The organism is Pseudomonas sp. GW821-FHT07F05 (assembly GCF_059418765.1).
Genome location: NZ_JBWKQL010000002.1, coordinates 448941 through 462685, shown reverse-complemented (window position 1 = coordinate 462685; position 13745 = coordinate 448941). Strand labels below are relative to the sequence as shown.

10 protein-coding genes and 1 pseudogene are annotated in these 13745 nt (G+C 62.0%); 4 read left to right on the top strand and 7 right to left on the bottom strand.

Annotated elements, in window-relative coordinates:
• Window positions 1-65 precede the first annotated feature (65 nt).
• The 7 genes from AC07RO_RS06275 to urtA form a co-directional block, all read right to left on the bottom strand.
• Window positions 66-413, bottom strand: a complete 348-nt coding sequence (locus tag AC07RO_RS06275) for an FmdB family zinc ribbon protein (protein WP_192172210.1) — start codon at window positions 411-413, stop codon at window positions 66-68.
• 77 nt (window positions 414-490) lie between these two features.
• Window positions 491-1720: a formamidase gene (gene fmdA / locus AC07RO_RS06270; RefSeq protein ID WP_495085575.1), complete on the bottom strand. Its 1230-nt coding sequence runs from the start codon at window positions 1718-1720 to the stop codon at window positions 491-493.
• 59 nt (window positions 1721-1779) lie between these two features.
• A complete protein-coding gene (urtE, locus tag AC07RO_RS06265) occupies window positions 1780-2469 on the bottom strand; it encodes an urea ABC transporter ATP-binding subunit UrtE (protein WP_282370635.1) in 690 nt (229 codons plus the stop codon).
• Between the two features lie 10 nt (window positions 2470-2479).
• A complete protein-coding gene (gene urtD / locus AC07RO_RS06260) occupies window positions 2480-3241 on the bottom strand; it encodes an urea ABC transporter ATP-binding protein UrtD (protein WP_192172207.1) in 762 nt (253 codons plus the stop codon).
• Entirely contained in the window at window positions 3238-4419 is a 1182-nt protein-coding gene (gene urtC, locus AC07RO_RS06255) for an urea ABC transporter permease subunit UrtC (protein WP_495009791.1), read from the bottom strand. Before urtC ends, urtD begins: the two co-directional genes overlap by 4 nt.
• Window positions 4420-4442: 23 nt before the next feature.
• Entirely contained in the window at window positions 4443-5360 is a 918-nt protein-coding gene (urtB, locus tag AC07RO_RS06250) for an urea ABC transporter permease subunit UrtB (protein ID WP_423571535.1), read from the bottom strand.
• 163 nt (window positions 5361-5523) lie between these two features.
• On the bottom strand, window positions 5524-6768 hold the full coding sequence (urtA, locus tag AC07RO_RS06245) for an urea ABC transporter substrate-binding protein (protein ID WP_495085574.1): 1245 nt from the start codon (window positions 6766-6768) through the stop codon (window positions 5524-5526).
• Between the two features lie 261 nt (window positions 6769-7029).
• Between urtA and AC07RO_RS06240 the strand changes: the two genes are divergently transcribed.
• From AC07RO_RS06240 to AC07RO_RS06225, 4 genes and pseudogenes are all read left to right on the top strand, one after another.
• Window positions 7030-10431, top strand: a complete 3402-nt coding sequence (locus AC07RO_RS06240) for an ATP-binding protein (RefSeq protein ID WP_495085573.1) — start codon at window positions 7030-7032, stop codon at window positions 10429-10431.
• On the top strand, window positions 10406-11077 hold the full coding sequence (locus AC07RO_RS06235) for a response regulator (protein WP_192172203.1): 672 nt from the start codon (window positions 10406-10408) through the stop codon (window positions 11075-11077). The genes AC07RO_RS06240 and AC07RO_RS06235 overlap by 26 nt, the downstream gene beginning before the upstream one ends.
• Window positions 11078-11442: 365 nt before the next feature.
• A pseudogene (locus AC07RO_RS06230) lies at window positions 11443-12477 on the top strand (HAMP domain-containing protein); the annotation flags it as partial.
• A 93-nt stretch (window positions 12478-12570) separates the two neighbouring features.
• A complete protein-coding gene (locus AC07RO_RS06225) occupies window positions 12571-13335 on the top strand; it encodes a methyl-accepting chemotaxis protein (RefSeq protein WP_407073227.1) in 765 nt (254 codons plus the stop codon).
• Window positions 13336-13745: the final 410 nt, after the last annotated feature.

The window sequence follows — 13745 nt, the reverse complement described above, 5'->3', positions numbered from 1 at the left end:
GGCCGCTCGCCCCTTTACTGCCCCCTTTACCTGACGTGAAGGGGCGAATTGGCCCCATGAGTCAATCAATGGCTGATCATCCACGGTCGGCCCGCCGGCTTGCCTTTCAGGGCGTGGGGATTGGCTTTGGTGGGTTGGAGTCTTTTCGTCGGGCCGCAGCAACTGCAGCCGCTGGGGTGCCCCCGGCTCTCTTTGTACTGGTCCATGGTTTTTGGCGCGTGGGCGCTTTGCTCGTTCCGGGCGATGGCGGTGCGGGTGTTGCCGGCCATCGTGCTCAGCCCCGGCGCGGACAGAATCACCCGCAGGCTCGATGCGCCGCATGCCGGGCACTCGCACGGCAGCGCGCTCTCGGCCATGGGCCGCAGCGAGGTGAAATCCCCACAGTCAGGGCAGTCGTATTCGTACAGGGGCATGGCTTAAATCCTCTCGTCAGAGTGCATGCTGCAGGCGCGGATTCATTCGCGCATGCAGGTCGGGAGTCAGCCCGGCGTTATTTATCCTGCGCGATCGGCAAGTCCACGGTGCCGTCGATGAATTTCGTCGGGCCATTGGCGTTGGGGTTGATGTCGAATTTGAAGATCTCGGTCGGCAGCCACAAGGTGGCGCACGCGTTGGGGATGTCGACCACGCCGCTGATGTGACCCTGCACCGGTGCCGAGCCCAACAGCGAATAACCCTGGGCCGGGGAGTAACCGAACTTGGTCATGTAGTTGATCGCGTTCAGGCACGCCTGGCGGTAGGCGACGTTGACGTCCAGGTAGTGCTGCTGGCCGGCTTCGTCGACCGAGATGCCTTCGAAGATCAGGTAGTTGTTGTAGTTCGGCACGATGGGGCTGGGCTTGAAGACCGGGTTTTTGATCCCGTACTTGGCCATGCCGTCCTTGATCAGCTCGACGCGCATGTGCACCCAGCCGGCCATTTCGATGGCGCCGCAGAAAGTGATTTCGCCGTCGCCCTGGCTGAAGTGCAGGTCGCCCACGGACAGACCCGCGCCGTCGACGTAGACCGGGAAGAACACTTTCGAGCCCCGGGACAAATCCTTGATGTCGCAGTTGCCGCCGTGCTCACGGGGCGGCACGGTGCGTGCGCCCGTGGCGGCGGCCAGGTCGCGGGCCGGGCCTTTGAGTTTGCCCAGGTGCGCCGTCCCGGCGCAGGGCGGACAGGCCAGGGCCGGGACGCGGTCCGGGTCGGTGTCGATCAGTTCCTGTTCGCGGCGGTTCCATTCGGCGAGCATCTTGTGGTCCGGCAGACAGCCGATCAGGCCGGGGTGAATCAAGCCTGCGAACTCGACGCCGGGGATGTGCCGGGAGCTGGTCATCATCCCTTTGAAATCCCAGATGGATTTCTGCGCCAGGGGGAAATGCTCGGTGAGGAAGCCGCCGCCGTTCTGTTTGGAAAAGAAGCCGTTGAAGCCCCACTGCGAATCGGCTCGGGCGCCGATGTCCAGCAGCTCCACCACCAGCAGGTCGCCGGGCTGGGCGCCATGCACACCGACCGGCCCGGACAGGTAATGCACGGTGGTCAGGTCGACGTCGCGCACGTCGCTGGCATCGTCGTCGTTCTTGATCGCGCCAGCGGTCCAGTCGTAGGTTTCGAGGATGAAATCATCCCCCGGCTTGACCCAGCAGGCCATCGGGATGTCCGGGTGCCAGCGGTTGTGGATCTGCTCGTTTTCGGTGACAGGCTGGTTGAGGTCGACTTTGATCAAGGTATCGGTCATGGGGGGTTCTCCTTGGGTTCTCGGTAGGTGCTAATGACGCTGCATGTCTCCGGGCCTTGCTACACCGACAAATACCGACTGATCGTCGCTTCATCGACATTGGCCCGGGTTTCTTCGATGACGAAGCGGCCTTTCTCGATCACCAGCAAGCGGTCGGCGATTTCCAGGGTGAAGGACAGCACCTGCTCCGAGACGATGATCGTCAGGTTGCGCAGGGTGCGGATCTCTTTGAGGCTGCGGGCGATGTCCTTGATGATCGACGGCTGGATGCCTTCGGTGGGCTCGTCGAGCAACAACACCTTGGGATTGGTCGCCAGGGCCCGGGCGATGGCCAACTGCTGTTGCTGGCCGCCGGACAGGTTGCCCCCGCGTCGGCCGCGCATGTCGAACAGCACCGGGAACAGCGCGTACAGGTCTTCCGGGACCTTGCCGCCGGCCGAGGCGGGGAGGCCGGTCTGGATGTTTTCCAGCACGCTCATCGACGGAAAAATCATCCGCCCCTGTGGCACGTAGGCCATGCCCTCGGCGACACGGTTGTGGGTTTCCATGGCGGACACGTCCACGCCGTCCAGCTGAACCTGGCCGCCCCATTGCGGCAGGATGCCCATCAGGCTTTTGAACAGCGTGGTCTTGCCCATGCCGTTGCGGCCCATCACCGCGACGATTTCCTGTTTCTGCACCGAGAGGCTCAGGTCGTGGAGGACCTGACTCTGGCCATAACCACACGCCAGCTGCTGAATGTTGAACATGCTGCGCTCCTCAATGGCCCAGATAGACTTCGATGACTTTCGGGTTGTTCTGCACCGACTCCATGCTGCCTTCGGCCAGCACCTTGCCCTGATGCAGCACGGTGACCTTGTGGGCGATGCTCTTGACGAACTCCATGTCGTGCTCGATCACCAGCACCGAGCGGCCCTGGCTGATGCGATTCAACAGGTCGGCGGTTTGCGCCCGCTCGCTGACGCTCATGCCCGCCACCGGCTCGTCGAGCATCAGCAGTTCCGGGTCCTGCATCAGCAACATGCCGATCTCCAGCCACTGCTTCTGGCCGTGGGATAACAGGCCCGCCTGCTGCTGCAGCCTGTCACCGAGGAAGATGTCGGCGGCCACTTGATTGACCCGGTCCAGCACCTCTTGGGTGCGCTTGAAGAACAGCGCGCCGAACACCGAGCGCCCCGCCGGAAACGACATCTCCAGGTTCTCGAACACGCTCAGGTTGTCGTAGATCGACGGCGTCTGGAACTTGCGCCCGACCCCGGCACGGACGATGTCGTACTCGTTCATGGTGGTCAGCTCGCGGTCCTTGAACTGGATGCTGCCGCCCGTGGCCCGGGTCTTGCCGCAGATCAGGTCGAGCACCGTGGTCTTCCCCGCGCCGTTGGGGCCGATGACCACCCGCACTTCGTTGCGGTCGATGTACAGGTTGAGGTCATCCACCGCCTTGAAACCGTCGAAGGACACGGTCAGGCCCTCAATGGCCAGGACCGGTTTGTTCATCTGAAAGCCTGTCGGGCGGGTCATGGCTGAATCTCCAGCGGGCTGGCGGCTTTCTTGTCAGCGGGGGCGGGGGGTGGCGTGATGACCGGGGCCGGGGAGGCAATCACCGGTGCCGGCTTGCGCGTGAAGCCCGCCAACCATTTGCGCCCGTGGCTCTCCCACAAACCGGCCAGGCCGTTGGGGAAATACATGACCACAGCGATGAACAGCCCGCCCATGAGGTACAGCCACAATTCGGGGAACGACTCGGAGAAATAGGTCTTGCCGTAGTTCACCAGCAGCGAGCCGTACACGGCGCCCAGCAGCGACATGCGCCCACCGACGGCGGCGAAGATCACCATCTCGATGGACGGCACGATGCCCACGAACGAGGGCGACATGAACCCCACCTGCAAGGCGAACATGGCCCCGCCGATGGCCGAGAAACACGCCGCGACGCAGTACACGAAGACCTTGAACGCCGCCACGTCGTAACCGGAAAACCGCACCCGCTCTTCCTTGTCGCGCATGGCCATCAGCAGCCGGCCGAGTTTGGAATGGAGGATGAATTTGCCGAACAGGATGCAGGCGAACAGCAGGCCTGCGTTGATGAAGTACAACAGCAGTTTGGCGCTGTCGCTGCGGATGTCCCACCCCAGCAGGGTCTTGAGATCGGTGATGCCGTTGATCCCGCCGGTCAGGCCTTGCTGGCCGATGATCAGCACCGTGAGGATCAACGCGATGGCCTGGGTGACGATGGAAAAATACACATCGCCCACCCGGCGTCTGAACAGCGCGACGCCAATGATCAACGCCAGCAGCACCGGCAACACGATGACCGCCATCACCGTGAACGTGAAACTGTGAAACGGCACCCACAGCCACGGCAGTTCGGTGATCTGGTTCCAGTCCATGAAGTCCGGAATGCCCGGAGTCGACTGGATTTTCGTGCTCTCCGGATCAGATGCTTCCAGCTTGAGAAACATCGCCATGCAGTAGCCGCCCAGGCCGAAAAACACCCCTTGCCCCAGGCTGAGAATGCCGCCGTACCCCCAGCACAACACCAGGCCCACGGCGACGAACGCGTAGGTCAGGTATTTGCCGACCATGTTCAGGCGAAAGGCGTCCAGAGTCAGGGGGAAGACCACCAGGATCAGGGCCGCGAGGATCAGCAGGCCGACCACGCCCTGGCGTCCGCCGAGCATCTTGTTTAGCGCGTTCATGGGGCTACCTCTCTGGCGCACACTTATTTACGAACCTTGCTGGCAAACAACCCCTGAGGGCGCATCAACAGGATCAGGATCACAATGGACAGGGTCAGGACCTTGGCCATCGAGCCACTCATGAAAAATTCCGACAGGGACTGGGTCTGGGCAATGGCGAACGCCGAGGCAATGGTGCCGAACAGGCTGGCCGCGCCGCCGAAAACCACCACCAGAAAGGTGTCGACGATGTACAGGGAGCCGGCGGTGGGGCCGGTGGAACCGATGGTGGTGAACGCCGCCCCCGCGACCCCGGCAACGCCGCAGCCCAGGGCGAAGGTCATGCGGTCGACCTTGCGGGTATTGATGCCCACCGCTCGGCTCATGATGCGGTTCTGCACCGTGGCGCGGACGTGCAACCCCCAGCGGCTGCGGTACAGCATGAGAAAAATCCCGCCGGTCATCAGCACGGTCAGGCCCATGACGAACAGGCCGTTGCGCGGGATTTCGATGGATTCGGTGAGGTTGACCGCGCCCATCAGCCATTCGGGCGGGTTGGCGCTGACTTCACGGGCGCCGAAGATGGAACGGAACGCTTGCTGCATCACCAGGGACAGGCCCCATGTCGCCAGCAGGGTGTCGAGCGGTCGGTGGTAGAGGCGACTGATCATCACCCACTCCACCACCCAACCCACGGCACCGGCCACCACGAACGACAACGCGATGGCAAAGAAGAAATAGTACGGCTGCATCCACGGCCAATAGGTCTGCACCAGGGTCGACAGCAGGTAAGTGGTGTAGGCGCCGATGGTGAGGAATTCACCGTGGGCCATGTTGATCACGCCCATCTGACCAAAAATGATCGCCAGCCCCAGGGCCATCAACAACAGCACGCAGAACACGGAAAGCCCGTTGAACCCCTGCATGGCCGCGATGGCACCAAATTCCGATAGCCATTCCATGATGATGGTCTCCGAGGTGAAAGGTAGAGGGGCGCCTGATCGTTCCCACGCTCTGCGTGGTAACGCATCCCCGGACGCTCCGCGTCCTGCATGGCCGCAGAGCGGCCGGACCGGCATTCCCACGCAGAGCGTGGGAACGATCAGCGCGCCATGTCAGCAGCAATTACTGGTAACCCTTCGGAAATGGATTCGGCTCAATCAATTCCGACTCGTAAACCACCTTGAACTGGCCGTCGGCCTGGACTTCACCGATGCGGGTCTTGCTCCACAGGTGGTGGTTTTCGTGAATCTTCACGTAGCCTTCGGGCGCGGTTTTCAGCTCGATGCCCGGGGACGCCGCCACCACTTTGTCGACGTCGAAGCTGCCGGCTTTCTCGACCGCGGCTTTCCACAACCACGGACCGAGGTAGGCGGCCTGGGTCACGTCGCCCATCACCGAATCCTTGCCGTACTTGGCCTTGAACGCCTCGACGAACGCTTTGTTGTTGGGGTTATCCAGGCTCTGGAAGTACTTCATCGACGCGTAGAAGCCCTTCATGTTCTCGCCGCCAATGCCCAGCAGTTCGTCTTCGGTGACCGAGAGGGTCAACAGCGTCTGCTTGGTTGAATCGACGCCCGCGGCTTTGAGCTGCTTGTAGAACGCCACGTTGGAGCCGCCCACGACTGCGGCGAACACCACGTCAGGTTTCTTCAATTTGACTTTGTTGATCAGCGAGCCGAACTGGGTATTGCCCAGCGGGTAGTAGTCTTCGCCGACGACCGTGCCGTGGAGCACGTTCTCGATGTGCTTGCGGGCGATCTTCATCGAGGTGCGCGGCCAGATGTAATCCGAACCGATCAGGTAAAAGGTCTTGGCGCCCTTGGTCTTGGCGATCCAGTCCAGGCTGGCAAGGATCTGCTGGGTGGCTTCCTGCCCGGTGTAGATCACGTTTTTCGACTGTTCCAGCCCTTCGTAGAAGGTCGGGTAGTACAACAGGCCGTTTTCTTTCTCGAACACCGGCAACACCGCTTTACGCGACGCCGATGTCCAGCAGCCGAACACCGTGGCCACCTTGTCGTTGACCAGCAGCTTGCGGGCTTTCTCGGCGAAGGTCGGCCAGTCGGACGCGCCGTCTTCCTGCACGATTTTGATCTGGCGACCGAGGATGCCGCCCGACGCGTTGATCTGGTCGATGGCCAGGCGTTCGGCCTGGATCGAACCGGTTTCGGAGATCGCCATGGTGCCGGTGGCCGAGTGCAGCTGGCCGACGGTCACTTCGGTCGGCGTGACGGCCAGGCCGGTGGTGTTGACGTCGTCGGCCAGGGTCATCTGGCTGAACACGCTGGCGGCGATCAGCGAAAGGGCTGCCGCCCCCAATGCCAGGCGTCGGGGGAAAAAGCGCGTGGGGCCTGTCAGTCGTGAATCCATGTTCCCGCTCCTGTGCTGGTGATTCGCGGCGGCCGGGTGAGGGGCCGTCGCGAGCTGCGAGCAAGGATGAGGCGGGCGCGGGAATCGAGGTATACGCAGCGTGACGTATGCGCGTACGTCATTTGACGTAGGGCCGGGAACGCCGGACCGAGGCATGATTGCGCCCGCGGCACAGAAGTTGCTGTTTGAACACAGTTCTCAGTTTCGCGCCAGCAAGGACGGTGAGTGGCGAATTCGCTCTCTCTCATCAGGAACCCCTCAGTGCGACCCTCCGGCTCTCAACGCATCATCAAGGTGCGCCGCGATTACAATCGTCTGGTCGCCGACGAGACCATGGAAGACTACGCGTTGCGTTTCACGCCCAAGTCTTTCCGCAAATGGTCGGAATTCCGCATCGCCAACACGGCTGTCGGGGCCGTGTCGTTCCTGGCACTGGAAGCCATTGGCGGCGCGCTGGTGATGAGCTACGGCTTCACCAACACCTTATGGGCCATCATCGCCATGACGGTGGTGATCTTTCTCACCGGGCTGCCCATCAGCTACTACGCCGCGCGCTATGGCGTGGACATGGACCTGCTGACCCGTGGCGCCGGCTTCGGCTACATCGGCTCGACCATCACCTCGTTGATCTACGCCAGTTTCACCTTCCTGTTCTTCGCCCTGGAAGCGGCCATCATGGCGCTGGCGCTGGAGCTGTACACCCACATTCCGCTGGCGCTGGCGTACGTGATTTGCTCGATCATCGTCATCCCGCTGGTGGCCTACGGCATCACCCTGATCAGTCGCCTGCAAATGTGGTCGCAACCGTTGTGGCTGACGTTACTGATCGTGCCCTACGTGTTCGTGATCTGGAAAAACCCCGACGCCCTGTCCGACCTCACCACCTTTGCCGGCCGGGAGGGCGAGGGCGGCACGTTCAATCTGCTGCTGTTCGGTGCCGCGTTCAGCGTGGCGTTGTCCCTGGTGACGCAGATCGGCGAGCAGGTGGATTACCTGCGGTTCATGCCGGAGAAAACCCGCCGCAACCGCAAGCGCTGGTGGGCCGCGGTGCTGATGGCCGGGCCCGGCTGGGTCATCCCTGGCGGCCTGAAAATCATGGCCGGCGCCTTTCTCGCCTTCCTCGCCCTGCAACATCAAGTGCCCATCGAGCGCGCGGCCGAGCCGACGCAGATGTACCTGGTGGCGTTCAATGATGTGTTTGCCTCGCCGGAATGGGCGCTGGCGGCCATGGTGCTGTTCGTGATCATTTCCCAGATCAAGATCAACATGACCAACGCCTACGCCGGGTCCCTGGCCTGGTCGAACTTCTTTGCCCGGGTCACCCACAGCCATCCGGGCCGGGTGGTCTGGCTGGTGTTCAACGTCGCTATCGCGCTGATCCTCATGGAACTGGGCGTGTTCGACGCCATCGAGGAAGTGCTCGGGCTGTACGCCAACGTCGCCATCGCCTGGATTGGCGCGCTCGTCGCTGATCTGGTGATCAACAAGCCCCTTGGCCTCTCGCCCAAGTACATTGAATTCAAACGCGCGCACCTCTACGACATCAACCCGGTGGGCGTCGGCGCGATGTTCATTGCCTCATTGTTGTCGATGTGTGCCCATTTCGGTGCGCTGGGGGAGGTGGCGCGGGCTGCGCCGCCGCTGATTTCCCTGACCAGCGCCCTGATCGCGGCGCCGTTGATCGCCTGGCTGACCAAAGGCCGTTACTACATCGCCCGGGAGAGCGACCCCGGTCTGCTGTTCCCCCTCGGCCGCCAGACCAGCCTGCGCTGCGGCGTGTGCAGCAACCGTTTCGAAACCCCGGACATGGCCTGGTGCCCGGCGTACGGTTCGCCCATCTGCTCGTTGTGCTGTTCGCTGGACGCCCGCTGCGGCGATCAATGCAAAACCCGCTCGCGGCTGTCGATGCAATTCGAGGACCTGATCGGCCGCCTGCTGCCCCGCTTGCCGCGCCAGTACCTGCACACCCGGCTGGCGCACTATCTGGGCCTGCTCACCGTGTTGGTGCTGACCCTGACCGGGGCGCTGACGATGATTTACAGCCAGGTCTCACATGGGCTGATCGATCAATCACCGCAGGTGCATCACACCCTGATGCTGGCGTTTCTCAAAGCGTTCCTGACCTTTTGCGTGTTCGCCGGCGTACTGGCCTGGTGGGTGGTGCTGACCCGTGAGAGCCGGCGCGTGGCCCTGGAAGAATCCGAGCGGCAGACAGCGTTGCTGATGCAGGAAATCGAGGCGCACCACAAAACCGATCAGGCGCTGCAGGAGGCCAAGGAAGCTTCGGAGGCCGCCAACGCCGCCAAGAGTCGCTACGTCACCGGGCTTTCCCACGAGCTGCGCACGCCGCTCAACAGCATTCTCGGTTTCACCCAGATCTTGCAGCGGGACGTCGCCACCCCGAGTAAACACCTCGATTCCCTGGCGACCATCATGCGCAGCAGTTCGCATTTGCTGTCGCTGATCGACGGTCTGCTGGACGTGGCCAAGATCGAAGCCGGCAAGCTGCGGCTGGAGCCGACGGAAATCCTGTTTCAGGAGTTTCTCGACGATCTGGAGAAAATGTTCGCCAGCACGGCCCGGGAGAAAGGCCTGCACTTTCGCCTGGAGCTGATCGGGCGCATGCCGGAAGTGGTGCGCGGCGACGAGAAGCGGGTGCGGCAGATTCTGATCAACCTGCTGGGCAACGCGATCAACTTCACGGACAGCGGAGAAGTCTGCCTGCGGGTCAGTTACCGGCGCGAAACAGCGACCTTCGACATCATCGACACCGGGATCGGCATCGCGCCGGAACAGATCGAACGGATTTTCCAGCCGTTCGAACGGGGCGGCCTGGTACGGCAAGACAACGGCGTGGGGCTGGGGCTGACCATCACGCGGATGCTCACGGCGTTGATGGGCGGCGCCCTGTCCGTCAGCAGCCAGCCCGAGGAAGGGACGCGGTTTCAGGTGCGGCTGTTCCTGTCCGAAGTGCGGGTGCCCAAGGCGATCATCGACGTCAACCACGACGTCATCGGTTACGACGGTCCGCGGCGGTTGATTCTGGTGGTGGACGATCACATCGAGCACCGCAAGGTCATCAGCGGCATGCTCATGCCGCTGGGTTTTGACGTGGCGCAGGCGGCCAACGGGCAAGAGGCGGTCAGGCAGGTGTCGTTGCTGCACCCGGACCTGATCCTGATGGACCTGTCCATGCCGGACATGGACGGTTGGGCGACCAGTCGCATGATCCGCCGCAACGCGCTGTCCCTGGCGCCGATCATCGTGCTGTCGGCCAACGCCAATGCCTTCGCCGATGACAAGGAACGCAGCCTGCAGGTGTGCAGTGACTACCTGGCCAAACCCCTGCATTTGCCGCAACTGCTGGACCGCATTCAGCATCATCTGCAACTGACCTGGCAGCGGCGTTTGCGCAGCGCCCCGTTGCTCGTGCAGACGCCGGGGGTGTTGCCGTCGCGGGAGGATCTGGAAGAGCTGTATGAACTGAGCGGCCTGGGCTACATCCGTGGCATTCAACAAAAACTCGACGCCATCGAGCGCGAGAACACCTACAGCGCCGGTTTTGTCACCCGCCTGCGAACCCTGGCGTCCGGTTTTCGCCTGGATGAACTCAGTCTTCAATTGAAGGAAGCCCTTAATGGACGCCATGACCCGAGCCGCTGAAAACGGCGTCATCCTGATCGTCGATGACGTACCCGATAACCTGGCGCTGCTGTCCGATGCGCTGGACGAGGCGGGGTACATGGTGCTGGTGGCGCTGGACGGGCACAGTGCGTTGACCCGCATCCAGCGTCGGCGTCCGGACCTGATTCTGCTGGACGCGATGATGCCCGGCCTGAACGGCTTCGACACCTGCCGCCAGATCAAGGCGCAACCGGACACCGCCAACATCCCCGTGCTGTTCATGACCGCGCTGACCGACAGCGAGCACGTGGTGCAGGGTTTCGAGGCCGGCGCCATCGACTATGTCACCAAACCGATAGAGTGCGCCGAAGTGCTGGCCCGGGTCGCTTCACATTTGCGCACCGCGCGCATCCTGCAAACCGCCCGCACGGCGTCGCAGCCGGTGACGTTCGAAGACAAATCCGCCTACGGCAAATTGTCCCGCCGCTTCCAGCTCACCGACCGGGAAATCGAAGTGCTGCGCTGGGTGTCCTGCGGCAAAACCAACAAAGACATCGCCGACATCCTGCAACTGAGCCCGCGAACGGTGAACAAACACCTGGAACACATTTACATCAAACTTGGCGTCGAAACCCGCACCGCCGCCACCTCCGTGGCCATGGCAGCGATGACCGATCGGGTGTGATCCCTCAAAAACTTCTCGGCTGAAGCCGGTCCTACTGTCGGAGTCGGTCGCAATTGGCTGCGCAAACAGATTGGCTATTAAACCTGCCAGTATTTAGCTCGGCTATATAAGCCCTATATAACTAACGGTCTTTATTGGATCCACTATTTGAACTAGTGCCCCGCAATTGAATTGAAGTTGAACTATTTCTCCCCTCATAGAACAGCACTCAACTTTCATCGACAACCGGCCCTAAATTCCCTGCGTTCGCTGCCGAAACATCTTTCAGGCCGTGCCTTCTCTTTCCTGCAGCACCCGTGCAAAGCGCAGCGCACCTATCGGCATCGCACTCTTGTCGCTGTCATCTCTGTTATGGACACACGCATATGATCAAACGTCTGGGTTTCAGCAAAAAGATCTTGCTGGCCGCTGCACTCATCGTGGTAGTTGCTTTCTCGTGTTTTATTCTGGTGAACGATTATCGCCAGCGCGAAACCCTGAAGAACAGCGTCGCCTCCGAACTTCAACAGATGGGCAGTCTGACCACGCAAAACATTCAAACCTGGCTCGACAGCCGCACGCAGTTGCTCAACTCCATGGCCCAGCAGATCGCGGTCGACGGTCCGGCCCAGGGCAGCTTGCAGCGGGCGATCGGTTTGCCGGTGTATCCGGACAATTTCCAGCTCAGTTATTTCGGCAGCAAGGACGGCGTGATGTTCTCCGTGCCGACGGGCAATCGCCCGGCCGACTATGACCCGCGGGCCCGTGGCTGGTACAAGGCGGCCGACGCGGCGCAGGGCATTATCGTCACCGAGCCGTACATCGCAGCTTCGTCGGGCAAGCTGGTGGTGACACTGGCCACGCCGGTCCGCCAGCAAGGGCAGATGATCGGCGTCGCGGGTGCGGACATTTCTCTGGACGCGATCAGCAAGACCATCAACTCGCTGAACTTCGGCGGCCACGGTTATGCGTACATCGTCAGCGCCGACGGCAAGATTCTGATTCACCCGGACAGCAAGCTGATCCTCAAGAACGTCAGCGAAGCCTATCCGAGCGGTGCGCCAACCATCGCGCCGGGCGTGGCGGAAATCGAGTCCGGCGGCAAGGCGCAGATCATCTCGTTTACCAAGGTGGAGGGGCTGTCGTCGGCGAACTGGTACGTGGCGCTGGTGCTTGACCGCGACGCGGCCTACTCGATGCTGAGCGAATTCCGCTCTTCGGCAATTTTCGCGATGGTCATCGCTGTGGCGATCATCATGGTGCTGCTGGGCCTGTTAATCCGCGTGCTGATGCAGCCGTTGCACCAGATGGGCCGGGCGATGCAGGACATCGCCGACGGAGAAGGCGACCTGACCATGCGTCTGGCCATCGTGTCCCAGGATGAGTTTGGCGCGCTGGCGCAGTCGTTCAACCGTTTTGTGGAGCGTATTCACGGCTCGATCCGCGAAGTGGCCTCCACCGCCGGGCAGCTGGGTGAAGTCGCGGCCCGTGTGGTCGGTGCCTCGAACTCGTCGATGGGCAATTCCGATCAGCAGACCAGCCGCACCAGCAGTGTGGCCGCCGCGATCAACCAGCTCGGCGCCGCCGCTCAGGAAATCGCCCAGAACGCCGCGCTGGCATCACAGCATTCCAGCGAGGCCACGCAACTGGCCAGCGAAGGGCAGGGCGTTGTCAGCCAGACCATCACGGCGATGAATCAGCTGTCGGAGAAGATCAGCGAGTCGTGCGCCAACATTGAAACGCTGAACAACAAGACCGCCAACATCGGGCAGATTCTGGAAGTGATTACCGGTATTTCTCAGCAGACCAACCTGCTGGCGCTCAATGCCGCCATCGAAGCGGCGCGGGCAGGGGAAGCGGGGCGTGGTTTTGCGGTGGTGGCGGACGAGGTGAGGAATCTGGCCCACCGCACCCAGGATTCGGCGCAGCAGGTGCAGGGCATGATCGAGGAGTTGCAGGTCGGCGCGCGCGATGCGGTGATCAACATGACCGAGAGCCAGCGCCAGAGCGAGAATAGTGTGACCATCGCCAATCAGGCGGGCGAACGGCTCAATAGCGTGACCCGCCGGATCAGTGAGATCGATGGCATGAACCAGTCGGTGGCGACCGCGACCGAGGAGCAGACGGCGGTGGTGGAGTCGATCAATGTCGACATTACGGAGATCAATACGCTGAATCAGGAGGGCGTCGATAACCTGAAATCTACTCTGGATGCTTGTGCGCATCTGGAGCATCAGACGGCACGGCTGCAGCATCTGGTCGGCACTTTCCGGATCTAGATCAAGGGCGTCTGCCTGGGGGCAGACTGTTTCGCCTTCGGCGACTTACTTTTGAAAAGCACCAAAAGTAAGCAAAAGTGCCTGCTCTCGGTTGGGCCCTTCGTTCCTCAGGGTTCCTTCACTCCGGTCTCGCTCCGTGGGCCCGCTGCCATCCGCCATCCATGGCGGGGGGCAGCTCTCGCCGCATCCATGCGGCTCGGCCCACTCCGCGAGACCTCCGTTCAGCCTGCACCCAAGTCGCGATTGGCGGTGACTGAGCCTTTTGCGTATGAAGATCAAAAGCAAATCAAGATCAAAAGCTTCCCGGCTGAAGCCGGTCCCACTAGGTACGAGGTGATCGTTCCCTACGCTCCGCGTGGGAATGCATCCCCTGACGCTCCGCGTCACAGGTCTCACTGACGGGATGCGGT

What these genes read in the sequence shown, in the direction of transcription:
- urtC (WP_495009791.1), bottom strand. Translation starts at nt 4,419, where the DNA reads ATGAACGCGCTAAACAAGATGCTCGGCGGACGCCAGGGCGTGGTCGGC.
- fmdA (WP_495085575.1), bottom strand. Translation starts at nt 1,720, where the DNA reads ATGACCGATACCTTGATCAAAGTCGACCTCAACCAGCCTGTCACCGAA.
- AC07RO_RS06275 (WP_192172210.1), bottom strand. Translation starts at nt 413, where the DNA reads ATGCCCCTGTACGAATACGACTGCCCTGACTGTGGGGATTTCACCTCG.
- AC07RO_RS06225 (WP_407073227.1), top strand. Translation starts at nt 12,571, where the DNA reads ATGGGCAATTCCGATCAGCAGACCAGCCGCACCAGCAGTGTGGCCGCC.
- urtB (WP_423571535.1), bottom strand. Translation starts at nt 5,360, where the DNA reads ATGGAATGGCTATCGGAATTTGGTGCCATCGCGGCCATGCAGGGGTTC.
- urtA (WP_495085574.1), bottom strand. Translation starts at nt 6,768, where the DNA reads ATGGATTCACGACTGACAGGCCCCACGCGCTTTTTCCCCCGACGCCTG.
- urtD (WP_192172207.1), bottom strand. Translation starts at nt 3,241, where the DNA reads ATGACCCGCCCGACAGGCTTTCAGATGAACAAACCGGTCCTGGCCATT.
- urtE (WP_282370635.1), bottom strand. Translation starts at nt 2,469, where the DNA reads ATGTTCAACATTCAGCAGCTGGCGTGTGGTTATGGCCAGAGTCAGGTC.
- AC07RO_RS06235 (WP_192172203.1), top strand. Translation starts at nt 10,406, where the DNA reads ATGGACGCCATGACCCGAGCCGCTGAAAACGGCGTCATCCTGATCGTC.